Raw genomic sequence first — 22,813 nt, forward strand, 5'->3', positions numbered from 1 at the left:
GACCGATGGTCGCACCTTATGAGCGCGCTTTATGAAATATGCGCGGGGTTGCTTGGGGCTGCGGTCGAAGGCGCCGGTTTCTCGGGCGCCGCGACCCGTTCAAGCTGGATATTCACGCGACGGTTGCGCGCACGGTTGGCCGCATTGGTGTTGGGCGCCAATGGGTAGCTTTCGCCGTGGAAACGCAGAGTGATTTGCGATTCTGGAATACCGTTGGCCTTGAAGTAGTCCATCACCGCCAGCGCACGACGCCGCGACACATCGCGGTTGGTCAGGCGGTTACCGCTGTTATCGGAATGGCCGTTCAACTCGATATGATTGACCGTGGGATCGGCTTTCATGAACGCAAGAATCACCGACAGCTTTTTCTTGGCCGCCGCATCCAGCTCGATACCACCGCCAGGGAACCCGACCTCGGTCTGCTTGACCTGATCGTAATTCATCGGCAGCAACTTTGCGGTGCACAACTGATAATCGTTGTAGGCCTTGCTGAACTTCACCGGCAGCAGGCGAATTTCCGAATAGCCGCCTTCACGCGCGTAATGCCGCACGGTTGGGCTACGCCCTTCCAGTAAACCACTGAACAGACGACCGGCTTGGGCCTGGGAGCTATTGAACAACACGTCGCCGCTGCCGACCCGCACGGCACCCAGGTTGATATCACCGCGGCCGGGTTGCCAGGGAGCAGCGGCGGCCAACAAGGTAGCTGAACCGGCACCCAGCGACCCGTTAAAGGCTTTCAGACGAAACGTCGCCTGCTCGCCGGCCCGGCGCACGAACTCACCAGAGCCGAAATCGGTGATCGGCTGGGTCAGACGGCACTCGAACTGATCGCCCTCCACCTTCCACTCAATATTCTCCAGGCGTGTCTGGAACGTGAGGGCCATCACAGGCAGGCTGGCGAACGCACTGAGCAGGGCTAGATAATGCTGGCGCACGGGAGGCTCCACTGGTTTCTACAACACTTCAAAGCGTCATACATCGTTAAGGCATACCCGGGGATATCGGTCGCATCCTGCAAAACTTGATAGCGAGTGCCTGCAAGAGTCTTTTCCGGTAGCATTCCCACCAGATTGACCCGCCTGGAATCCCCAATGTCCGACCGCCTGACCCTGCTGCGTCCCGACGACTGGCATATTCATCTTCGCGATGGTGCTGCGTTACCCCAAACTGTGGCTGATGTCGCGCGCACGTTCGGCCGCGCCATCATCATGCCTAACCTGGTACCGCCGGTGCGTAATGCCGCCGAAGCCGATGCCTATCGCCAGCGTATCCTCGCTGCACGGCCGGCCGGCAGCCGCTTCGAACCGCTGATGGTGCTCTACCTGACCGACCGCACCCAACCTGACGAGATCCGCCAGGCCAAAGCCAGCGGTTTCGTGCATGCCGCCAAGTTGTATCCGGCGGGCGCGACCACCAATTCCGATTCCGGCGTGACCAGTATCGACAAGATCCTGCCGGCCATCGAAGCCATGGCCGAAGTCGGCATGCCGTTGCTGATCCACGGTGAAGTCACCCGTGGCGATGTCGACGTATTCGATCGTGAAAAGATTTTCATCGACGAGCATATGCGCCGGGTGGTCGAGCTGTTCCCGACCCTCAAGGTCGTGTTCGAACACATCACCACAGCCGACGCCGTGCAGTTCGTCACCGAGGCTTCGGCCAACGTCGGCGCTACCATCACCGCCCACCACCTGCTCTACAACCGCAACCACATGCTGGTAGGCGGGATTCGGCCGCACTTCTATTGCCTGCCGATCCTCAAGCGCAACACCCACCAGGTGGCCTTGCTGGATGCGGCGACCAGCGGCAACCCGAAGTTCTTCCTCGGCACCGACTCCGCCCCCCACGCCCAGCACGCCAAGGAAGCCGCGTGCGGTTGTGCCGGCTGCTATACCGCGTATGCGGCGATCGAGTTGTATGCCGAAGCGTTCGAACAGCGTAATGCCCTGGACAAGCTCGAAGGCTTCGCCAGCCTCAATGGCCCGCGTTTCTACGGCCTGCCGGCGAATACCGACCGTATTACCCTGGTCCGTGAAGACTGGACCGCCCCTGCCAGCCTGCCGTTCGGCGAGCTGACTGTCATCCCGCTGCGCGCCGGTGAAACACTGCGCTGGCGCCTGCTGGAGGAAAACACGTGAGTGAAGACCATTTCGACGACGAACACGAGCACAGTGGCGGCGGCTCCCGTCACCCGATGGCCGAGCGGTTTCGCGGCTATCTGCCGGTTGTCATCGACGTAGAAACCGGTGGTTTCAATTGCGCCACCGACGCGCTGCTGGAAATTGCCGCCACCACCATCGGCATGGATGAACAGGGTTTCGTGTACCCGGAGCACACCCACTTCTTCCGTGTCGAGCCGTTCGAAGGCGCCAACATCGAGGCGGCAGCCCTGGAATTTACCGGCATCAAGCTGGACCACCCGCTGCGCATGGCTGTAAGTGAAGAAGCGGCACTGACCGATATCTTCCGTGGCGTACGCAAGGCGCTGAAGGCCAATGGCTGCAAGCGTGCAATCCTGGTGGGGCACAACAGCAGCTTCGACCTGGGCTTCCTGAACGCCGCCGTGGCGCGGCTGGACATGAAGCGCAATCCGTTCCATCCGTTCTCCAGCTTCGACACGGCAACGCTCGCCGGCCTGGCTTACGGCCAGACGGTATTGGCCAAGGCGTGCCAGGCAGCCGGTATCGACTTTGACGGTCGCGAGGCCCACTCGGCACGCTACGACACCGAGAAGACCGCCGAGCTGTTCTGCGGCATCGTCAACCGTTGGAAAGACATGGGCGGCTGGGAAGACTTCAACGACTGAAGTCATACCCCGCACATAAAAAAACCGGCCTTCTCAGGCCGGTTTTTTTGTACCGCGATTCTGGCTTACAGCTTGCCAGCGTTCTCGGTCAGGTAAGCCGCAACGCCTTCTGGCGAAGCGTTCATGCCTTTGTCGCCTTTTTTCCAGTTGGCAGGGCAAACTTCGCCGTGCTCTTCGTGGAATTGCAAAGCGTCAACCAGACGGATCAGCTCTTCCATGTTACGGCCCAGCGGCAGGTCGTTGATGATCTGCGAACGTACGACGCCCTTGTCATCGATCAGGAATGCGCCACGGAACGCCACGCCGCCTTCGGACTCAACGTCGTAGGCTTTGGCAATCTCGTGCTTCATGTCGGCAGCCATGGTGTATTTGACTTTGCCGATACCGCCATCATTGATGGCAGTGTTGCGCCAAGCGTTGTGGGTGAAATGGGAGTCGATGGAAACGGCTACCACTTCAACGTTGCGCGCCTTGAAATCGTCCATGCGGTGGTCCAGAGCAATCAGCTCCGAAGGGCAGACGAAGGTAAAGTCCAGCGGGTAGAAGAACACCAGGCCGTATTTGCCTTTGATGGCTTCAGACAGTTTGAAGCTGTCTACGATTTCGCCGTTGCCGAGGACGGCAGGTACGTCGAAATCCGGGGCTTGTTTACCGACGAGTACGCTCATGGGGTATCTCCTGATGTGGGGTGACGATTGAAGTAAAAGGACCGGTCGCGAGTCTGCCGCATTCCGACGACAGCCCTGTGACGCAGTCACGCTTCGTGAAGACCGACCATCATACACTGAAAAAACCGTTCGTCAGTGCGGGCGCAGTGCCAGTAACGGACCCTACGATTCTACTTTGACAATCATTCTCGTTAACATTAAGATCCACCGCACTTAAGCCTCAAACCTGCGACGGTTCTCCCTTATGTATGTCTGCCTCTGCACTGGCGTCACCGACGGACAAATCCGCGAAGCAATCTACGAAGGTTGCTGCAGCTACAAGGAAGTACGCGAAACCACCGGCGTTGCCAGCCAGTGCGGAAAATGTGCGTGCCTGGCCAAGCAGGTGGTACGGGAAACCCTGACGCAGTTGCAGACAGCCCAGGGCGCGCTCCCCTATTCAGCAGAATTTACACACGCTTGAATCAGCATATTTTGAAGAACCGGACTTAGTGTCCGGTTTTTTTATGCCCGTAATTCAATTAGTTAGCGCCAAGACGCGGAACACAAACATTCTTATTCCTATTAATTTTCATTTATTATTCAATAACTTAGGTTTGACACCCGGTAATTGGCCGCTCAAACTCCGCCCTATACACAGCAATTACAGGGCAGGACCCCAGTCATGAAAGGCGACATCTCAGTCATCCAGCAACTCAATAAAATCCTTGCCAATGAACTGGTCGCGATCAATCAGTACTTCCTGCATGCACGCATGTATGACGATTGGGGCTTGGAAAAGCTGGGCAAGCGTGAATACAAGGAATCCATCAAGGCCATGAAGGATGCGGACGCCCTGATCAAGCGCATCCTGTTCCTGGAAGGCCTGCCGAACGTGCAGGACCTGGGCAAGCTGAACATCGGCGAACACACCCAGGAAATGATCCGCAGCGACCTGAAGTTCGAACACAAGAGCCACAGCGACCTCAAGGCTGCCATTGCACATTGCGAAAGCAAGGGCGACTTCGGCAGCCGCGAACTGCTGGAAGACATCCTGGAAGATCAGGAAGAGCATATCGACTGGCTGGAAACCCAACTGGGCCTGATCGACAAAGTCAGCCTGGAAAACTACCTGCAATCGCAGATGGGCGAATAAGCCCTTCGTACGCAGGTACAAAAAAGCCCCGCTCTCTCACGAGAAGCGGGGCTTTTTATTGCAGGACTTTCTACAAGAGCATCAAGCGTCAGTCTTGGCTGCTGCGTTTGCCGCTGCATCTTTGATCAGCGTTTGCAACGAACCATCAGCCGCCATCTCAACGATGATGTCACTGCCGCCGACCAGCTCACCGGCTACCCACAGTTGCGGGAACGTCGGCCAGTTGGCGTATTTCGGCAGGTTGGCGCGGATCTCAGGGTTTTGCAGGATATCCACGTAAGCGAATTTCTCGCCACACGCCATGATGGCCTGGGAAGCCTTCGCGGAGAAACCGCACTGAGGAGCGTTTGGCGCGCCCTTCATGTAAAGCAGAATGGTGTTGTTGGCAATCTGCTCTTTGATCGTTTCGATGATATCCATGGAACACCTCTGCAGGAACTTCGCGACTCACTGGTCGGCACGGTGACGCATTGTAACGCAAAATTCCAGCGTGGTGCTCAGGCAGCTTAAGCCGCCGCCACCCGCACGGGCACCCCGTTCAGCGCGGCGTTCCCGGATAACTCATCCAACTGCCGTTCATCGGTCAAGTCATTCGCACTGGCCCCTGGCTGCCCGCTGGCGATGGTCATCTGTACCCCGGGGCGGCCATGGCCCCAACCGTGGGGCAGGCTGACCACCCCGGGCATCATGTCCAGGCTGGCGAGCACCTCCACTTCGACCATGCCGATACGCGAGCTGACGCGTACCCGCTGACCATCACTCAACTGGCGCCGGGCAAGGTCGTCGGGATGCATCAGCAACTGGTGGCGAGGCTTGCCTTTCACCAGGCGGTGATAGTTATGCATCCAGGAATTATTGCTGCGCACGTGCCGGCGACCGATCAGCAGCAGCTCATCGGCCATGGGCACCGGCTGTGCCGCGAAGCGCGCCAGATCCGCCAGGATCACGGCGGGCGCCGCCTGCACCTGGCCATTCGCGGTTTTCAGGCGCGCCGCAAGATTGGGCTTGAGCGGTCCCAAGTCCACGCCATGGGGATGATCGACCAACATCGCCACCGACAATTTGTGGCTGGAGGCATCGCCGTACACGCCGGCACGCAACCCGAAATCAATCATCTGCGCGGGCTCCATGATCGGCTTCAGCGCCACACCGGTCCGCGTGGCAAAGGCCTTGGCCAGGCCGACAAAGATCTCCCAATCATGCAAGGCGCCTTCAGGCTTGGGCAGGATCGCGCGATTGAAACGGGTGACGTTACGCACGGCGAACATATTGAAGGTGGTGTCGTAGTGGTCGTTCTCCAGCGCCGAGGTGGACGGCAGGATCAGGTCGGCATAGCGCGTAGTTTCGTTGATGTAGAGGTCGATGCTGAGCATGAACTCAAGGCCATCCAGCGCTTGCTCCAGCTGGCGGCCGTTGGGCGTCGACAGTACCGGATTGCCTGCCACCGTCACCAGCGCACGGATCTGCCCTTCGCCTTCGGTCAGCATTTCTTCGGCCAATGCCGACACGGGCAACTCACCACCGTACTCCGGACGCCCGGAAACCCGACTCTGCCAACGGTTGAAATGCCCGCCGCCAGTGGACGCCACCAGGTCCACCGCCGGCGTGGTGCACAGCGCACCGCCGACACGGTCCAGATTGCCGGTCACCAGGTTGATCAGTTGCACCAGCCAGTGGCACAGCGTGCCGAAGGCCTGGGTCGAGACGCCCATTCGCCCATAGCACACGGCCCTGTCGGCAGCGGCAAAGTCCCGCGCCAGCTGGCGAATCTGCTCGGCCGGCACCGCACATTGACGGCTCATGGCGTCGGCGCTGAACCCGGCGATCGCCCGCCTTACCTCCTCAAGCCCCTCAACCGGCAAATGACTGGCGCGGGTCAGGTTCTCGCTGAACAGCGTGTTGAGCACTCCGAACAACAGCGCGGCATCCCCTCCCGGGCGCACGAACAGGTGTTGATCAGCCATCGCTGCCGTCTCGCTGCGCCGTGGGTCGACCACCACCACTTTGCCGCCACGCGCCTGGATGGCTTTCAGGCGCTTCTCTACATCCGGCACGGTCATGATGCTGCCGTTGGACGCCAGCGGGTTGCCGCCGAGGATCAGCATGAAGTCGGTGTGATCGATATCCGGGATCGGCAACAGCAGGCCGTGGCCGTACATGAGGTGGCTGGTGAGATGGTGGGGCAACTGGTCCACCGAGGTCGCCGAGAACCGATTGCGCGTCTTGAGCAAGCCAAGGAAGTAGTTGCTGTGGGTCATCAGCCCGTAGTTGTGCACGCTGGGGTTGCCCTGATACACCGCCACTGCGTTCTGCCCATGCCGGGCCTGGATGCCGGCCAGCCGCTCGGCGACCTGTGTGAATGCCTCCTCCCACGAGATCGGCTGCCACTCGCTGCCCACCCTCAGCATCGGTTGGCGCAGACGGTCGGGATCATTCTGGATATCTTGCAGCGCCACGGCCTTGGGGCAGATATGCCCGCGGCTGAACGTGTCCTGCGGGTCACCCTTGATCGAGGTGATCGCCAGGTGGCCGTCGTCGGCCAGGGTGGTTTCCAGGGTCAGCCCGCAGATGGCTTCACACAGATGGCAGGCTCGGTGGTGGAGAGTCTTGGTCATGGCCAGTCTCTTTATAAGGGCTTTGGCCAGACTATGGACCCAGCCCCCCAGCGCCGCCATCACCGTTCGCCGTGTGAATCGACGGCTATCAGGCCAAGCCATGGGGGTAAGCATGAGCAAATGTTACAAGCTGCGTATGCCCCCTCTGAAACCGACACGGCCTGGCCTGGGCCCGCCCTCGCGCATTGCAAAAGGCTGCAACGCCAGTGTACAAAGGCCCTACTGCTGTGAAGAATCAGGCTTCAAAAGCGCCTTCGCGCCCTTCTTGAACACCCATAAAACCGTAGCCCTATTGGTAAGACGCGACATTTAATGTCAATATCGCGCCTTCCCCTATTTCGTCGCCCCGTGCGGCTTTCGCCGCAGGTCTCGCCCGTTGTCACAATAAACAAGGCTTTGAGTATCTGCGGTCTGTTGCAAAAAGGTAGTTAATGATGAGCGCAAGGCACTTTCTCTCCCTGATGGATTGCACGCCCGAAGAGCTGGTCAGCGTGATCCGTCGAGGCATTGAGCTTAAAGACCTGCGTAACCGCGGCGTACTGTTTGAGCCCTTGAAAAACCGCGTACTCGGGATGATTTTCGAGAAGTCCTCGACGCGCACCCGCTTGTCCTTCGAAGCCGGCATGATCCAACTGGGCGGCCAGGCGATCTTCCTGTCGCCGCGTGATACCCAACTGGGACGGGGTGAGCCGATCAGCGACTGCGCCATCGTCATGTCGCGCATGCTCGATGCGGTGATGATCCGTACCTTCGCCCACAGCACTTTGACTGAATTTGCCGCCAACTCCCGTGTACCGGTGATCAATGGCCTGTCCGATGACCTGCATCCCTGCCAATTGCTGGCCGACATGCAAACCTTCCTTGAGCATCGCGGCGCGATCCAGGGCAAGACCGTGGCCTGGATCGGCGATGGCAACAACATGTGCAACAGCTATATAGAAGCGGCGATCCAGTTCGACTTCCAACTGCGCATTGCTTGCCCCGAAGGCTACGAGCCGGATGCGCGCTTCCTTGCGCAGGCGGGTGACCGCGTCACCATCGTGCGCAACCCGCGCGATGCGGTGATCGGTGCGCACCTGGTGAGTACCGACGTCTGGACCTCCATGGGCCAGGAAGAAGAAACTGCCAAGCGCCTGACCCTGTTCGCACCCTTCCAGGTCACCCGCGCCCTGCTCGACCTGGCTGCGCCGGACGTCCTGTTCATGCACTGCCTGCCGGCTCACCGTGGCGAAGAAATCAGCCTCGACTTACTCGACGACCCTCGCTCGGTCGCCTGGGACCAGGCCGAAAACCGTCTGCACGCGCAGAAAGCCCTGCTCGAATTCCTGGTTGAGCCGGCGTATCACCACGCATGAGTCATAGTCTTCTGCTGAACCTGCACAATCTGGCATGCGGCTATCAAGCTCAACGGGTGGTGCAGAACCTCAACCTGCACCTCAATGCAGGCGACATCGGTTGTTTGCTGGGCTCCTCGGGCTGCGGCAAAACCACCACCCTGCGTGCGATTGCCGGGTTTGAACCGGTGCACGAAGGTGAAATCCGCCTGGCCGGCGAAGTCATCTCCAGTGCAGGTTTCACCTTGGCACCCGAGAAGCGTCGCATCGGCATGGTGTTCCAGGACTACGCACTGTTTCCGCACCTGAGCGTGGCCGACAACATCGCCTTCGGCATTCGCAAACACCCGCAAAAAGACCGCGTGGTCGCCGAGTTGCTCGAACTGGTCAACCTGAAGAGCCTGGGCCAGCGCTTTCCCCATGAGCTTTCCGGTGGCCAACAGCAACGGGTCGCCCTCGCCCGCGCCCTGGCGCCGGAGCCGCAGCTTTTGCTGCTCGACGAACCCTTCTCCAACCTCGACGGCGAACTGCGACGCAAGCTCAGCCATGAAGTGCGTGACATCCTCAAGGCTCGCGGCACCAGTGCGATCCTGGTCACCCACGACCAGGAAGAAGCTTTCGCCGTCAGTGATCAGGTCGGGGTTTTCAAAGAGGGTCGCCTTGAGCAATGGGACACGCCCTACAACCTCTATCACCAGCCGCAGACACCTTACGTGGCCAGCTTCGTCGGCCAAGGCTATTTCATTCGTGGCCAGCTGAGTTCGCCGCAATCAGTCAGCACCGAACTGGGTGACTTGCGCGGTAAGCGTGCCTATACCTGGCCTACAGGTGGCGCAGTGGACGTATTGCTGCGCCCGGATGACATCGTTTATGCACCGGACAGCCCGTTGAAAGCGCGGATTGTCGGCAAAACCTTCCACGGTGCCTCGACCTTGTACCGTTTGCAGTTGCCAACGGGCGCTCAACTGGAGTCGATCTTCCCCAGCCATGCCGATCACCGGGTCGGGGCAGATGTGGGCATTCGTGTTGCTGCTGAACATCTGGTGCTGTTCCAGGCGTCAGGCAGCGTTGCCGCGCAGATCCCGCACGCCGATGCCGGCGTACGCCGCTACAACCCGGCGTAACGACCGGTCACGCCCGGCCAATTTCGGCGAATTTGGCCTGGGTATGTTCAGCCAGTACGGCCGCCGGTAGCTCAACCTCCAAGCCCCTCCTGCCTGCACTGACAAAAATCGTCGCAAACGGTTGTGCCGTCACGTCGATGAACGTGCGCAAACGCTTTTTCTGGCCCAACGGGCTGATTCCGCCCAACAGGTAGCCGGTAGCGCGTTGCGCCGATGCCGGGTCCGCCATCTCGACTTTTTTCACCCCTGCGGCGTGGGCCAGGGCTTTTAAATCCAGACTTCCGACGACCGGCACCACCGCCACCAGCAACTCACCTTTCTCGCTGCTGGCCAGCAGCGTCTTGAATACCTGCGCAGGGTCGAGCGCCAATTTTTCCGCGGCCTCCAAGCCATACGACGCCGCCTTGGGGTCATGTTCATAACTGTGAATGCGATGTTCGGCGCGAACTTTTTTCAACAGGTCCAATGCGGGGGTCATGAGCGCTCCAGGCTGGGCAAACTGATGGCCAATTCTAGGCCAAGTCCATGCAAAACGCTCTAGTGCGCCCCTGAGATAACCCTTGTGCAACGCGCCTGGCATGATCATTCACCACACCAATAGTTCGAAAATGACCAATAGTTCACTTTCGACCTTTGACAGGCGTCATTCTTGTCTATATTTTTTCGTTTACGAATACTGCAGGAATACCACCCGCAGCACTCGAGCAGTAGACCGCGAGTCAGGATGGGGATCCTTTCCACGGTAAAAGTCGACGCTCGCCCATTGCGACGAGACAACAGACAACAACAAAAACAGAGGTTTTCCATGACAACTGCTCTTCAACAGCCTTCACTTTCGAGCCAATGCATGGCCGAGTTCCTGGGGACTGCGCTTCTGATCTTCTTCGGTACCGGTTGTGTGGCTGCGCTCAAGGTCGCGGGTGCCAGCTTCGGGTTATGGGAAATCAGCATTATCTGGGGGGTCGGCGTAAGTATGGCGATCTACCTGAGTGCCGGCATTTCCGGGGCTCACCTCAACCCGGCAGTCAGCATCGCCCTGTGCATCTTTGCCGATTTCGAAAAGCGCAAACTGCCCTTCTATATCCTGGCCCAGATCGCCGGTGCGTTTTGCGCCGCCGCGTTGGTCTACACGCTCTACAGCAACCTGTTTTTCGATTACGAACAAACCCACCATATGGTTCGCGGCTCCCAGGCCAGCCTGGAATTGGCGTCGGTGTTCTCCACCTACCCCCATGCGCTGCTGAGCACAGCCCAGGCGTTCCTGGTGGAGATGATCATCACCGCGATCCTGATGGGTGTGATCATGGCGCTGACCGACGACAACAATGGTTTGCCACGCGGCCCGCTGGCACCTCTGCTGATCGGCCTGCTGATTGCGGTGATCGGTAGCTCCATGGGCCCGCTGACCGGTTTTGCGATGAACCCGGCACGTGACTTTGGCCCCAAGCTGATGACCTTTTTCGCCGGTTGGGGTGAAATGGCCTTCACCGGTGGTCGCGATATTCCTTACTTCCTGGTGCCGATTTTCGCACCAATCGTCGGCGCATGCCTCGGCGCTGCTGCCTATCGCGGGTTGATTGCCCGTCACCTGCCGAGCGCCGCACCCACTGTTTCTGAAACAACTGACACGGCTGTCAACGGCAAGACGCATATTTCCTGATAGCGCCGGCCTGGCGCCCACTGCCCTTTTTGCGGCCCAGGCTGGTTAATAACTTCCTTATTTTCGTCCAAGGCAATCGACATGACCGACATTCAGAACAAGAACTACATCATTGCCCTTGATCAGGGCACCACCAGTTCGCGGGCGATCATTTTCGATCGGGACGCCAACGTGGTGTGCACCGCCCAGCGTGAATTCGCTCAGCATTACCCACAGGCTGGCTGGGTTGAACATGACCCGATGGAAATCTTCGCCACCCAGAGCGCAGTGATGGTCGAGGCCCTGGCCCAGGCTGGCCTGCACCATGACCAGGTAGCCGCCATCGGCATCACCAACCAGCGTGAAACCACCGTGGTGTGGGACAAAATCACCGGCCGCCCGATCTACAACGCGATCGTCTGGCAGTGCCGCCGCAGCACCGAGATCTGCCAGCAGCTCAAGCGCGATGGCCATGAGCAATACATCAGCGACGCCACGGGCCTGGTGACCGACCCGTACTTCTCCGGCACCAAGCTCAAGTGGATCCTCGACAACGTCGAAGGCAGCCGCGAGCGTGCCCGCGCCGGCGAGCTGCTGTTCGGCACCATCGACAGCTGGCTGATCTGGAAATTTACCGGCGGCAAGACCCACGTTACCGACTACACCAACGCCTCGCGCACCATGCTCTTCAACATCCACACCCTGGAGTGGGATGCGAAGATGCTGGAGATCCTGGATATCCCGCGGGAAATGCTGCCGGAAGTGAAATCTTCCTCGGAAATCTACGGCCGCACCAAAAGTGGCATCGCCATCGGCGGCATCGCCGGTGACCAGCAAGCCGCCCTGTTCGGCCAGATGTGCGTAGAAGCGGGTCAAGCCAAGAACACCTACGGCACCGGTTGTTTCCTGCTGATGAACACCGGCGACAAAGCTGTGAAGTCCAAGCACGGCATGCTCACCACCATCGCCTGCGGCCCGCGCGGCGAAGTAGCCTACGCCCTGGAAGGCGCGGTATTCAATGGTGGCTCCACCGTGCAGTGGCTGCGCGATGAGTTGAAAATCATCAACGACGCCCACGACACCGAATACTTCGCCGGCAAGGTCAAGGACAGCAACGGCGTATACCTGGTGCCGGCCTTCACCGGACTGGGTGCTCCGTACTGGGACCCCTATGCACGCGGCGCGCTGTTCGGCCTGACCCGTGGCGTTCGCGTGGACCACATTATTCGTGCGGCCCTGGAGTCGATTGCCTACCAGACTCGCGACGTTCTCGACGCCATGCAGCAGGACTCGGGCGAACGCCTCAAGGCCCTGCGCGTGGACGGCGGTGCAGTGGCCAACAACTTCCTGATGCAGTTCCAGGCCGATATCCTCGGCACTCAGGTCGAGCGCCCGCAAATGCGCGAAACCACAGCCCTCGGTGCGGCATACCTGGCAGGCCTGGCGTGCGGTTTCTGGGGCAGCCTGGACGAGTTGCGCGGTAAAGCGGTGATCGAGCGCGAATTCGAACCTCAGCTCGATGAGGCAGCCAAGGAGAAGTTGTACTCCGGCTGGCAAAAAGCGGTCAGCCGCACCCGCGACTGGGAGCCTCACGAAGGCGCTGAATAAGCCAGGTACCGAGCCCAAATCGGGTTGTAACTGGCGGGGAGCCGCTTGCTGCGTCATCATGGGCCACTTTTGTATGGCAGCCCAAAGGACGCCCCATGAATCTGCCTCCCCGCCAACAACAAATCCTCGAACTGGTCCGCGAACGCGGCTACGTCAGTATCGAGGAAATGGCGCAGCTGTTCGCTGTCACCCCGCAAACCATCCGCCGCGATATCAACCAGCTGGCGGACGCCAATCTGCTGCGCCGCTACCACGGCGGCGCGGCCTATGACTCCAGTGTCGAGAACACCGCGTACGCCATGCGTGCCGACCAGATGCGCGATGAGAAACAGCGCATCGGTGAAGCCATCGCCGCGCAGATTCCCGACCATGCCTCGTTGTTCATCAATATTGGTACCACCACAGAGTCCATAGCCCGTGCGCTGCTCAATCACAACCACCTGAAAATCATCACCAACAACCTCAACGTCGCCGCCATGCTCAGCACCAAAGACGATTTCGATGTGTTGCTGACCGGTGGCAATGTGCGCCGCGACGGCGGTGTAGTGGGCCAGGCGAGTGTCGACTTCATCAACCAATTCAAGGTCGATTTTGCCCTGGTCGGCATCAGCGGCATCGACGAAGACGGCAGCCTGTTGGATTTCGACTATCAGGAAGTGCGGGTTTCGCAGGCGATCATCGCCAATGCGCGCCAAGTGATCCTGGCGGCGGACTCGAGCAAATTTGGGCGCAATGCCATGATTCGACTAGGACCGATCAGCCTGGTGGATTGCCTGGTGACCGACCAGCAACCGGTACCGGCGTTGGTGCAGTTGCTCAATCAGCACAAAGTTCGCCTGGAAGTCGTCTGAAAACTACAAATAACCTGTAGTGAGCGAGCTTGCCTCGCTCACTACAGACTGTCTTCATGTTCACAAATTTTCCTTTCCCCGCCCTTCGATGAGTTTTTTCAATCGAACTCGGGTGGCTGTGCGCGCGTTTATCAGCTACCATTTTCGCAAATGAACATTAATGTTCGAATTCAAAGACGAAAAGATCGCGAGGCCAGCCGATGACTCCTTCCACCTTGCCTGCTCCACCGCTTGCCGAAGTCTATGACGTTGCCGTAATTGGTGGCGGGATCAACGGCGTCGGCATTGCAGCAGACGCAGCCGGGCGCGGGTTGTCGGTATTCCTTTGCGAAAAGGACGACCTGGCCAGCCACACATCGTCTGCCAGCAGCAAGCTGATTCACGGCGGCCTGCGCTACCTGGAACATTACGAGTTCCGCCTGGTGCGTGAAGCCCTGGCTGAACGTGAAGTGCTGTTGGCCAAGGCGCCGCACATCGTCAAGCCCATGCGTTTCGTGTTGCCGCACCGCCCGCACTTGCGCCCGGCGTGGATGATTCGCGCCGGCCTGTTCCTGTATGACCACTTGGGCAAGCGCGAAAAACTTGCAGGCTCCAAAAGCCTCAAGTTCGGTCCTGACAGCCCGCTGAAAAGCGAAATCACCAAAGGCTTCGAATATTCCGATTGCTGGGTGGATGACGCCCGCCTCGTGGTACTCAACGCCATGGCCGCCCGCGAGAAAGGTGCCCATGTCCATACCCAGACCCGTTGCGTCAGTGCACGGCGCAGCAACGGCATGTGGGAAATGAACATGGAACGTGCCGATGGCAGCCTGTTCTCGATCCGCGCCCGTGCGCTGGTGAATGCCGCAGGCCCCTGGGTCGCCAAATTCATCAAGGACGACCTGAAGCTGGATTCGCCTTACGGCATCCGCCTGATCCAGGGCAGCCACCTGATCGTGCCGCGACTGTACGAAGGCGCCCACGCGCACATCCTGCAGAACGAAGACCAGCGTATCGTTTTCACCATTCCATACCTGAACCACCTGACCATCATCGGCACCACCGACCGCGAATACACCGGCGACCCGGCTAAAGTGGCGATTACCGAAGGTGAAACCGACTACATGCTCAAGGTGGTCAACGCTCACTTCAAGAAGCAACTGAGCCGCGACGACATCGTCCACACCTACTCCGGCGTGCGTCCGCTGTGCAACGACGAGTCGGATAACCCGTCGGCCATCACCCGCGACTATACCCTGGCACTGTCCGGCGGCAATGGTGAAGCGCCGATCCTGTCGGTATTCGGCGGCAAGCTGACCACCTACCGCAAGTTGGCGGAGTCGGCGATGGCACAGCTGGCGCCGTTCTTCACCCAGATGCGTCCAAGCTGGACCGTAACAGCCAGCCTGCCCGGCGGCGAAAACATGACCACGCCACAAGCGCTGGCCGATGCCATTCGCGGCCGGTTCGACTGGGTGCCGAGCGAGCTCGCCCAACGCTGGGCCACCACGTACGGCAGCCGTACCTGGCGCCTGTTGGAGGGTGTGCAATCGCAGGCCGACCTGGGCGAGCACCTGGGTGGTGGCCTGTATACCCGTGAAGTCGACTACCTGTGCGCCGAAGAGTGGGTGACACAAGCGCAGGACGTGCTGTGGCGCCGGACCAAACTGGGCCTGTTCACCACTGCGCAAGAACAGGACAACCTGCAACGCTACCTCTCCCAGGTTGAGCAGAACCGCAGCAAGACCCAGGCGGCCTGACCCTCCATCCCGTAGAAGCGCGCCCGCTCGCGAAAAACCTGAGAACGCCGCGTTTATCCAGAATGAACGCGGCGTTTTTGCGCCTGTTGGCGAGCGAGTCTGGTCCTACATGCCCCCATTGCATTCGGTTTTCCGAACGCAACACTCCAACCTATTCGGTTTGCCGGATCCGACGATTACATATTTGCCGTCACACAAAGTTAATCATCATATAAATCATGCAGTTAACCTTTTATTCCTGGTCTGGCACGACTCATGCTCTACACTCCCTGAGGATTGCCTGAGACGCTTCAGGAGCCGTCACGGGCATTCGCTGTACAAGAGAGCCGTTTAGCCGGCTTTATAAAAAAAACAAATGTCGAGGAAGTATTGATGCGCATCGTTCCCCATATCCTGGGCGCAGCTATCGCTGCTGCTCTGATCAGCACTCCAGTTTTCGCCGCCGAACTCACCGGCACACTGAAGAAAATCAATGACTCCGGCACCATCACTCTCGCGCACCGCGACAGTTCCATCCCGTTTTCCTACATTGCGGATGCTTCGGGCAAACCTGTGGGCTACTCCCACGACGTTCAGCTGGCTGTGGTTGAAGCCCTGAAAAAAGACCTGAACAAACCCGACCTCAAGGTCAAGTACAACCTGGTCACCTCGCAAACCCGTATCCCGTTGATCCAGAACGGCACCGCGGACCTCGAGTGCGGCTCCACCACCAATAACGCCGAACGCGCCCAGCAAGTTGATTTCACCGTCAACATCTTCGAAATCGGCACCCGCCTGCTGGTCAAGAAAGACAAGGATGGCAAGCCGTCCTACGCTGACTTTGCCGACCTGAAAGGCAAGAACGTCGTGACCACCGCCGGCACCACGTCCGAGCGCATCATCAAGGCGATGAACGCCGACAAGCAGATGGGCATGAACGTCATCTCCGCCAAAGACCATGGCGAATCCTTCCAGATGCTGGAAAGCGGCCGCGCCGTTGCCTTCATGATGGACGACGCCCTGCTCGCCGGTGAAGAAGCCAAGGCCAAGAAGCCGGATGACTGGGTCATTACCGGCACTCCACAGTCCTTCGAAGCCTATGCCTGCATGGTTCGCAAAGACGACCCAGCGTTCAAGAAAGCTGTAGATGACGCCATCGTTGGCCTGTTCAAGTCCGGCGAAATCAACAAGATCTACAGCAAATGGTTCGAAAGCCCGATCCCACCAAAAGGCCTGAACCTGAACTTCCCGATGAGCGAGAAGGTGAAGGAGCTGATCGCCAACCCAAGCGACAAGCCGGCACCTGACGTAAAAATCTGATACCTGACTAAGCTTATCTCCTGAGGGAGCCAACCCTCCCTCAGGCGTCTGTTACTACCTGCTGGCTTTAATTTGGAACACTCGACCTGGCGGTTTTCGAGCCGATCGCGTGTGCCTGGCGTTCACCGTCAGGTGGGAAAGGATCTTCCCCAAGCGGGTGCTTGTACATCGATCGATCTCGAGGGGAGACCCTAATGAATTACAACTGGGACTGGGGCGTATTCTTCAAGTCCACCGGCGTTGGCAGCGAGACTTATCTCGACTGGTATATCGCCGGCCTGGGCTGGACCATCGCCATCGCTGTCGTGGCATGGATTATCGCCTTGCTGCTGGGCTCCATTCTGGGGGTCATGCGCACCGTGCCAAGCCGCCTCGTATCGGGCATCGCGACCTGCTACGTGGAACTGTTTCGTAACGTGCCGCTGCTGGTTCAGCTGTTCATCTGGTACTTCCTGGTGCCCGACATGCTGCCGCAGAACCTGCAGGACTGGTACAAACAAGACCTCAACCCGACTACCTCGGCCTACCTGAGCGTAGTGGTGTGCCTGGGCCTGTTCACCGCCGCCCGTGTGTGTGAGCAAGTGCGTACCGGCATCCAGGCGCTGCCACGCGGCCAGGAATCCGCGGCGCGCGCCATGGGCTTCAAGCTGCCGCAGATCTACTGGAACGTGCTGCTGCCCCAGGCTTACCGGATCATCATTCCGCCGCTCACCTCGGAGTTCCTCAACGTGTTCAAGAACTCCTCCGTGGCGTCCTTGATCGGCCTGATGGAGCTGCTGGCGCAAACCAAGCAGACCGCCGAGTTCTCGGCCAACCTGTTTGAAGCGTTCACCCTGGCCACATTGATCTACTTCACCCTGAACATGAGCCTGATGTTGCTGATGCGCCTGGTCGAGAAGAAAGTCGCCGTGCCCGGCCTGATCTCCGTGGGGGGTAAATAATGGACTTCGATTTCAGCGGCATCATCCCCGCTATCCCTGGCCTGTGGAACGGCATGCTCATGACCCTGCAACTGATGGTCATGGGCGTGATCGGCGGCATCGCGCTGGGCACCGTGCTCGCGCTGATGCGCCTGTCGTCCAGCAAGCTGCTGTCGAGCCTGGCCGGCGCCTATGTGAACTACTTCCGCTCGATCCCACTGCTGTTGGTGATCACCTGGTTCTACCTGGCGGTGCCGTTCGTATTGCGCTGGATCACCGGCGAGGACACCCCGATCGGCGCGTTCACGTCCTGCGTCGTGGCCTTCATGATGTTCGAAGCCGCGTACTTCTGTGAAATCGTGCGGGCCGGCGTGCAGTCGATCCCCAAGGGCCAGATGGGCGCGGCACAAGCGATGGGCATGACCTATGGCCAGACCATGCGCCTGATCATCCTGCCCCAGGCGTTCCGCAAGATGACCCCGTTGCTGCTGCAACAGTCGATCATCCTGTTCCAGGACACCTCGCTGGTCTATACCGTGGGCCTGGTGGACTTCCTCAACTCTGCCCGCTCCAACGGCGACATCATCGGCCGCTCCAATGAGTTCCTGATCTTCGCCGGTGTCGTCTACTTCATCATCAGCTTTTCCGCCTCGCTGCTGGTCAAGCGTCTGCAAAAAAGGTTTGCCGTATGATCTCTATCAAGAACATCAACAAGTGGTATGGCGACTTCCAGGTGCTGACCGATTGCAGCACCGAGGTTAAAAAAGGCGAAGTGATCGTGGTGTGCGGGCCTTCGGGCTCGGGCAAATCCACCCTGATCAAATGCGTCAACGCGCTGGAACCGTTCCAGAAGGGCGACATCGTGGTCGACGGCACCTCCATCGCCGACCCGAAGACCAACCTGCCGAGACTGCGCTCGCGCGTGGGCATGGTGTTCCAGCACTTCGAACTGTTCCCGCACCTGACCATCACCGAAAACCTGACCATCGCGCAAATCAAGGTGCTTGGCCGCAGCAAGGAAGAAGCCACCAAGAAGGGCCTGCAACTGCTTGACCGCGTCGGCCTGTCGGCACACGCCCACAAGCATCCGGGCCAACTCTCCGGCGGCCAGCAACAGCGAGTGGCGATTGCCCGCGCCCTGGCCATGGACCCGATCGTCATGCTGTTCGACGAACCCACTTCGGCCCTCGACCCGGAAATGGTCAACGAAGTGCTCGACGTAATGGTGCAACTGGCCCAGGAAGGCATGACCATGATGTGCGTGACCCACGAAATGGGCTTTGCCCGTAAAGTGGCCGACCGCGTGATTTTCATGGATGCCGGCAAGATCATCGAAGACTGCCCGAAAGAAGAGTTCTTCGGCGATATCAGCGCCCGCTCCGAGCGTGCACAGCACTTCCTTGAGAAAATCCTGCAGCACTAAGCACTCCGTAGCTGCCCCTGTCGAAACCGGGTCAATGTGGGAGGGGGCTTGCTCCCGATAGCGCTATATCAGCCAATGCATATTCAGCTGAACCACCGCTATCGGGAGCAAGCCCCCTCCCACACTGGACCGGCAAGCTCTGGTTGACCCAAGGCATCTGTGATGAAATGCGACCCCAACCAATTTCGCGCCGCACCGCCATCACTTGCCGTGAAACCACGTCTGATTCGCCAACTGTTCCTGCCGCCGTTGATCATCGCCCTGATGATCGGCTTGGGTTATATCGGGTTCTGGGTCAGTGAGTTCTACGGCATCCGCACGCTCAGCGACACCGGCGAACGCCAGTTGGAGCTGCACGCCCGCACGGTCGAAAGTGAACTGAGCAAATACACCTATCTGCCCAGCCTCCTGGAATTGGAGTCCAGCGTTTCCCAACTGCTGGCCGACCCGAACCAGGAGACGCGCAAAACCGTCAACGATTACCTGGAGGGCCTGAACCGCCGCAGTCGCAGCCGGGCCATCTACGTGATGGACACTACCGGCCGCGTGTTGGCGACCAGTAACTGGCGCGATGCCGACAGTTACCAGGGTGAGGACCTGTCCTTCCGCGCCTATTTCCAGAACGCCGTGCGTGGTCAACCCGGCCGCTTCTACGGCATCGGCAGCACCAACGGCGAGCCCGGCTACTACCTGGCCCACGGCCTGGAAGAGCACGGCAAGATCATCGGCGTGGCGGTGGTCAAAGTGCGCCTCGAAGCCCTGGAGGAGCGCTGGCAACGTGCGCGCCTCGAAGCGTTTGTCAGTGATGAAAACGGCATCATCATCCTTTCCAGCGACCCGGCCCGCCGACTCAAGGCGGTGCGCCCGCTGAGCGATGACACCAAGGAACGCCTGGCGCACAGCCTGCAATATTACTGGGCGACTCTGAACGAGCTCGAACCCCTGGCCCGTGAGCGCCTCAACGAAGGCAGCGAGAAACTGACCTTCCCGGCCAACAGTGAAGTGGTAAACGACGAGCACGCCGTCAGCTACCTGGCGCAAACCCGTCCGCTCAACGACACACCGTGGAATTTCACCCTGCTGACGCCGCTCAATGACCTGCGCCGCGCCGCGATCAATCAAGGCATCCTGGTGGCCGTCGCCTTTGGCCTGGTGGCCTTTCTGCTGATCGCCTGGAACGAACGGCGCAAGGTCATCGCCACCCGCCTCGCGGCCCGCGAAGCCTTGCAGGAAGCCAACAGCCAACTGGAGCGGCGGATTGCCGAACGCACCGCCGACCTGCGCGCCAGCAATGAACGGCTCAAGGGCCAGATCCGCGAACGGCGCCAGGCCGAAGAAACCCTGCGCCGCGCCCAGGACGAACTGGTACAGGCGGGCAAGTTGGCAGCCATCGGACAGATGTCCACCAGTATCGCCCATGAATTGAACCAGCCGCTGGCGGCGCTGCGCACGCTGTCGGGCAACACCGTGCGCTTCCTTGAGCGCGGCGCCCTCGACACCGCCAGCACCAACCTCAAGACTATCAACGAACTGATCGATCGCATGGGCCGCATCACCGCCAGCCTGCGCTCGTTCGCCCGACGCGGTGACGACCAAGGCGAGGCCAGCCTCGGCAAAGCCGTGGACGCTGCGTTCCAGGTGCTCGGCGCACGCCTGGACGGCCTGCCGATCACCCTGCACCGCGACTTCGCCGACGCCCAGTTGCAGATCGACCAGACGCGCCTGGAGCAGATCCTGGTCAACCTGATCGGCAACGCCCTCGACGCCATGCAGGCACAGCCGGCCCCCGAACTGTGGCTGGAAGGCCACAGCGCCGACGGCAAATATCGCCTGCACGTGCGTGACAACGGTCATGGTATCGACCCCGAGGCGCGCAAACATTTATTCGAACCCTTTTTCACCACCAAGCCAGGCGAGCAGGGCCTGGGCCTGGGCCTGACCCTGTCCGCCAGCCTCGCGGCGGCCACCGGCGGCAACCTCGCCGTGGAACACCCGGCCGGTGGTGGTACTGCCTTTGTCCTGTGCTTGCCGCTGGCGGGCGCTCAAACAGCTGAGTCGACATGAATACAGACACTACAGCCCCCAAGGACGGCCTCACCGTCCTGATCGTCGAAGACGACCCCCATGTATTGCTCGGTTGCCAGCAGGCCCTGGCACTGGAAGACATTCCCAGCGTGGGCGTAGGCAGTGCCGAAGAAGCGCTCAAGCGCATTGGTGAGAACTTTGCCGGCATCGTGATCAGCGATATCCGCCTGCCGGGCATCGACGGCCTGGAGCTGTTAACCCGCCTCAAGGCCCTGGATAAAAGCCTGCCGGTGGTACTGATCACCGGCCATGGCGATATCTCCATGGCGGTGGGCGCCATGCGCAACGGCGCCTACGACTTCATGGAAAAACCCTTTTCCCCCGAGCGCCTGGTCGACGTGGCGCGCCGTGCCCTGGAGCAACGCAGCCTGGCGCGGGAAGTCTGGTCGCTGCGCCGTCAGTTGGCTGAACGCGATTCCCTGGAAGGCCGCATCATCGGCCGCTCGCCGGCCATGCAGAACCTGCGTGAACTGATCGCCAATGTCGCCGACACCTCGGCCAACGTGCTGATCGAAGGTGAAACCGGCACCGGCAAGGAACTGGTCGCACGTTGCCTGCATGATTTCAGCCGGCGCCACGCTCACCAATTCGTCGCGTTGAACTGCGGCGGCCTGCCGGAGAACCTCTTCGAAAGCGAGATTTTCGGCCATGAAGCCAACGCATTCACCGGCGCCGGCAAACGCCGTATCGGCAAGATCGAGCACGCCCACGAAGGCACGCTGTTCCTCGATGAAGTGGAAAGCATGCCGATCAACCTGCAGATCAAATTGTTGCGGGTGTTGCAGGAACGCACGCTCGAACGCCTGGGGTCGAACCAGAGCGTAGCGGTGGATTGCCGGGTGATCGCCGCCACCAAATCCGACCTCGACGAGCTGAGCCGTGCCAGCCAGTTCCGCAGCGACCTGTACTACCGCCTCAACGTGGTGACCCTGGAGTTGCCACCGCTGCGCGAGCGCCGCGAAGACATCCTGCAACTGTTCGAGCACTTCCTGCAGCAATCATCCCTGCGTTTCGACCGCGCCGCGCCGGAGCTGGACAACCAGACCCTGTCGAGCCTCATGAGCCACGACTGGCCCGGTAACGTGCGCGAACTGCGCAACGTCGCCGAACGTTTCGCCCTGGGTCTGCCCGCCTTCAAGAAAAGCGGCGCCAGCAGCGGCAACCAGGGCCTGGCCTTCACCGAAGCGGTGGAAGCCTTCGAACGCAACCTGCTCAACGACGCCCTGCAACGCAGCGGCGGCAACCTGACCCAGGCCAGCCAGGAACTGGGGATGGCCAAGACCACGCTGTTCGACAAGGTCAAGAAATATGGCTTGAGCCACTAAGTCACAGGAGCCCCCACTCCTATCGCGACCCAACTTGTAGTGAGCGGGCTTGCCCGCGCTGGGCGACAAAGCCGCCCCAACAAGACCGCTGCGGTGTTTCAGAAAGATCGAGGGCCTCGGTTTGGGGCGGCTACGCCGCCCAGCGCGGGGCAAGCCCCAATGCCAGTCAGTTAAGGAGTAACGCGGTCACTGTGGGAGGGGGCTTGCTCCCGATGAGGGTGAGTCAGTCGATAAATTGC

The 22,813-nt window shown here is 60.0% G+C and carries 21 protein-coding genes; 16 read left to right on the forward strand and 5 right to left on the reverse strand.

Translation table 11 applies throughout. The features are described from left to right. Positions 1 to 29: 29 nt before the first annotated feature. Positions 30 to 938 carry a flagellar protein MotY gene (locus ACQRBT_RS03500; protein ID WP_104995644.1) on the reverse strand — a complete coding sequence of 303 codons (909 nt, stop codon included), beginning with the start codon at positions 936 to 938 and terminating at the stop codon, positions 30 to 32. A 156-nt stretch (positions 939 to 1,094) separates the two neighbouring features. Between ACQRBT_RS03500 and pyrC the strand changes: the two genes are divergently transcribed. Both pyrC and rnt read left to right on the forward strand, forming a co-directional pair. Next, positions 1,095 to 2,141, forward strand: coding sequence for a dihydroorotase (pyrC, locus tag ACQRBT_RS03505; RefSeq protein ID WP_060753950.1), 1,047 nt, complete (start codon positions 1,095 to 1,097; stop codon positions 2,139 to 2,141). Continuing rightward, positions 2,138 to 2,809 carry a ribonuclease T gene (rnt, locus tag ACQRBT_RS03510; RefSeq protein WP_060753949.1) on the forward strand — a complete coding sequence of 224 codons (672 nt, stop codon included), beginning with the start codon at positions 2,138 to 2,140 and terminating at the stop codon, positions 2,807 to 2,809. Before pyrC ends, rnt begins: the two co-directional genes overlap by 4 nt. Positions 2,810 to 2,874: 65 nt before the next feature. On the opposite strand, the gene ACQRBT_RS03515 is transcribed toward rnt, so the two are convergent. Continuing rightward, a complete protein-coding gene (locus ACQRBT_RS03515) occupies positions 2,875 to 3,477 on the reverse strand; it encodes a peroxiredoxin (protein ID WP_034096135.1) in 603 nt (200 codons plus the stop codon). Positions 3,478 to 3,721: 244 nt separating this feature from the next. Here ACQRBT_RS03515 and ACQRBT_RS03520 point away from each other — a divergent pair, with 244 nt between their 5' ends. Both ACQRBT_RS03520 and bfr read left to right on the forward strand, forming a co-directional pair. Further along, positions 3,722 to 3,940: a bacterioferritin-associated ferredoxin gene (locus ACQRBT_RS03520; RefSeq protein ID WP_081086986.1), complete on the forward strand. Its 219-nt coding sequence runs from the start codon at positions 3,722 to 3,724 to the stop codon at positions 3,938 to 3,940. A 201-nt stretch (positions 3,941 to 4,141) separates the two neighbouring features. Continuing rightward, positions 4,142 to 4,612, forward strand: coding sequence for a bacterioferritin (bfr, locus tag ACQRBT_RS03525; protein ID WP_060753948.1), 471 nt, complete (start codon positions 4,142 to 4,144; stop codon positions 4,610 to 4,612). A gap of 81 nt (positions 4,613 to 4,693) precedes the next feature. Here bfr and grxD read toward each other — a convergent pair whose 3' ends face one another. Next, on the reverse strand, positions 4,694 to 5,032 hold the full coding sequence (gene grxD, locus ACQRBT_RS03530; RefSeq protein ID WP_060753947.1) for a Grx4 family monothiol glutaredoxin: 339 nt from the start codon (positions 5,030 to 5,032) through the stop codon (positions 4,694 to 4,696). Positions 5,033 to 5,118: 86 nt separating this feature from the next. After that, positions 5,119 to 7,227 carry a molybdopterin oxidoreductase family protein gene (locus tag ACQRBT_RS03535; protein ID WP_412046699.1) on the reverse strand — a complete coding sequence of 703 codons (2,109 nt, stop codon included), beginning with the start codon at positions 7,225 to 7,227 and terminating at the stop codon, positions 5,119 to 5,121. A gap of 434 nt (positions 7,228 to 7,661) precedes the next feature. Here ACQRBT_RS03535 and argF point away from each other — a divergent pair, with 434 nt between their 5' ends. Continuing rightward, positions 7,662 to 8,582, forward strand: a complete 921-nt coding sequence (gene argF / locus ACQRBT_RS03540) for an ornithine carbamoyltransferase (RefSeq protein ID WP_090366486.1) — start codon at positions 7,662 to 7,664, stop codon at positions 8,580 to 8,582. Further along, the gene (locus ACQRBT_RS03545) at positions 8,579 to 9,685 is read left to right on the forward strand and encodes an ABC transporter ATP-binding protein (protein ID WP_412046700.1); all 1,107 of its coding nucleotides are present in this window, start codon (positions 8,579 to 8,581) and stop codon (positions 9,683 to 9,685) included. Before argF ends, ACQRBT_RS03545 begins: the two co-directional genes overlap by 4 nt. 7 nt (positions 9,686 to 9,692) lie before the next feature. Here ACQRBT_RS03545 and ybaK read toward each other — a convergent pair whose 3' ends face one another. Then, complete coding sequence (gene ybaK / locus ACQRBT_RS03550; protein ID WP_060753943.1) at positions 9,693 to 10,163, reverse strand: Cys-tRNA(Pro) deacylase; 471 nt, start codon at positions 10,161 to 10,163, stop codon at positions 9,693 to 9,695. Positions 10,164 to 10,490: 327 nt separating this feature from the next. Here ybaK and ACQRBT_RS03555 point away from each other — a divergent pair, with 327 nt between their 5' ends. The 10 genes from ACQRBT_RS03555 to ACQRBT_RS03600 all read left to right on the forward strand — a co-directional run bounded on the left by ACQRBT_RS03555 (position 10,491) and on the right by ACQRBT_RS03600 (position 22,574). After that, a complete protein-coding gene (locus ACQRBT_RS03555) occupies positions 10,491 to 11,345 on the forward strand; it encodes an MIP/aquaporin family protein (RefSeq protein ID WP_412046701.1) in 855 nt (284 codons plus the stop codon). A gap of 81 nt (positions 11,346 to 11,426) precedes the next feature. After that, the gene (gene glpK, locus ACQRBT_RS03560; RefSeq protein ID WP_090366489.1) at positions 11,427 to 12,932 is read left to right on the forward strand and encodes a glycerol kinase GlpK; all 1,506 of its coding nucleotides are present in this window, start codon (positions 11,427 to 11,429) and stop codon (positions 12,930 to 12,932) included. A 95-nt stretch (positions 12,933 to 13,027) separates the two neighbouring features. Further along, positions 13,028 to 13,783, forward strand: a complete 756-nt coding sequence (locus tag ACQRBT_RS03565) for a DeoR/GlpR family transcriptional regulator (RefSeq protein WP_060753940.1) — start codon at positions 13,028 to 13,030, stop codon at positions 13,781 to 13,783. A 200-nt stretch (positions 13,784 to 13,983) separates the two neighbouring features. Further along, positions 13,984 to 15,522, forward strand: a complete 1,539-nt coding sequence (gene glpD, locus ACQRBT_RS03570; protein ID WP_060753939.1) for a glycerol-3-phosphate dehydrogenase — start codon at positions 13,984 to 13,986, stop codon at positions 15,520 to 15,522. A 372-nt stretch (positions 15,523 to 15,894) separates the two neighbouring features. Next, positions 15,895 to 16,821, forward strand: coding sequence for a glutamate/aspartate ABC transporter substrate-binding protein (locus ACQRBT_RS03575; protein WP_060753938.1), 927 nt, complete (start codon positions 15,895 to 15,897; stop codon positions 16,819 to 16,821). A gap of 194 nt (positions 16,822 to 17,015) precedes the next feature. Next, positions 17,016 to 17,762, forward strand: a complete 747-nt coding sequence (locus ACQRBT_RS03580; protein WP_060753937.1) for an amino acid ABC transporter permease — start codon at positions 17,016 to 17,018, stop codon at positions 17,760 to 17,762. Then, entirely contained in the window at positions 17,762 to 18,433 is a 672-nt protein-coding gene (locus ACQRBT_RS03585; protein WP_060753936.1) for an amino acid ABC transporter permease, read from the forward strand. Before ACQRBT_RS03580 ends, ACQRBT_RS03585 begins: the two co-directional genes overlap by 1 nt. Then, the gene (locus ACQRBT_RS03590; protein ID WP_412046702.1) at positions 18,430 to 19,164 is read left to right on the forward strand and encodes an amino acid ABC transporter ATP-binding protein; all 735 of its coding nucleotides are present in this window, start codon (positions 18,430 to 18,432) and stop codon (positions 19,162 to 19,164) included. Before ACQRBT_RS03585 ends, ACQRBT_RS03590 begins: the two co-directional genes overlap by 4 nt. 162 nt (positions 19,165 to 19,326) lie before the next feature. Next, positions 19,327 to 21,228, forward strand: a complete 1,902-nt coding sequence (locus ACQRBT_RS03595) for a sensor histidine kinase (protein ID WP_060753934.1) — start codon at positions 19,327 to 19,329, stop codon at positions 21,226 to 21,228. Next, positions 21,225 to 22,574 (forward strand): sigma-54-dependent transcriptional regulator, encoded by a 1,350-nt coding sequence (locus tag ACQRBT_RS03600; RefSeq protein ID WP_412046703.1) that lies wholly within the window; start codon positions 21,225 to 21,227, stop codon positions 22,572 to 22,574. The genes ACQRBT_RS03595 and ACQRBT_RS03600 overlap by 4 nt, the downstream gene beginning before the upstream one ends. The last annotated feature ends 239 nt before the right edge of the window (positions 22,575 to 22,813 follow it).

It is taken from the genome of Pseudomonas sp. R19M (assembly GCF_050312585.1).
GTDB lineage: Bacteria > Pseudomonadota > Gammaproteobacteria > Pseudomonadales > Pseudomonadaceae > Aquipseudomonas > Aquipseudomonas palleroniana.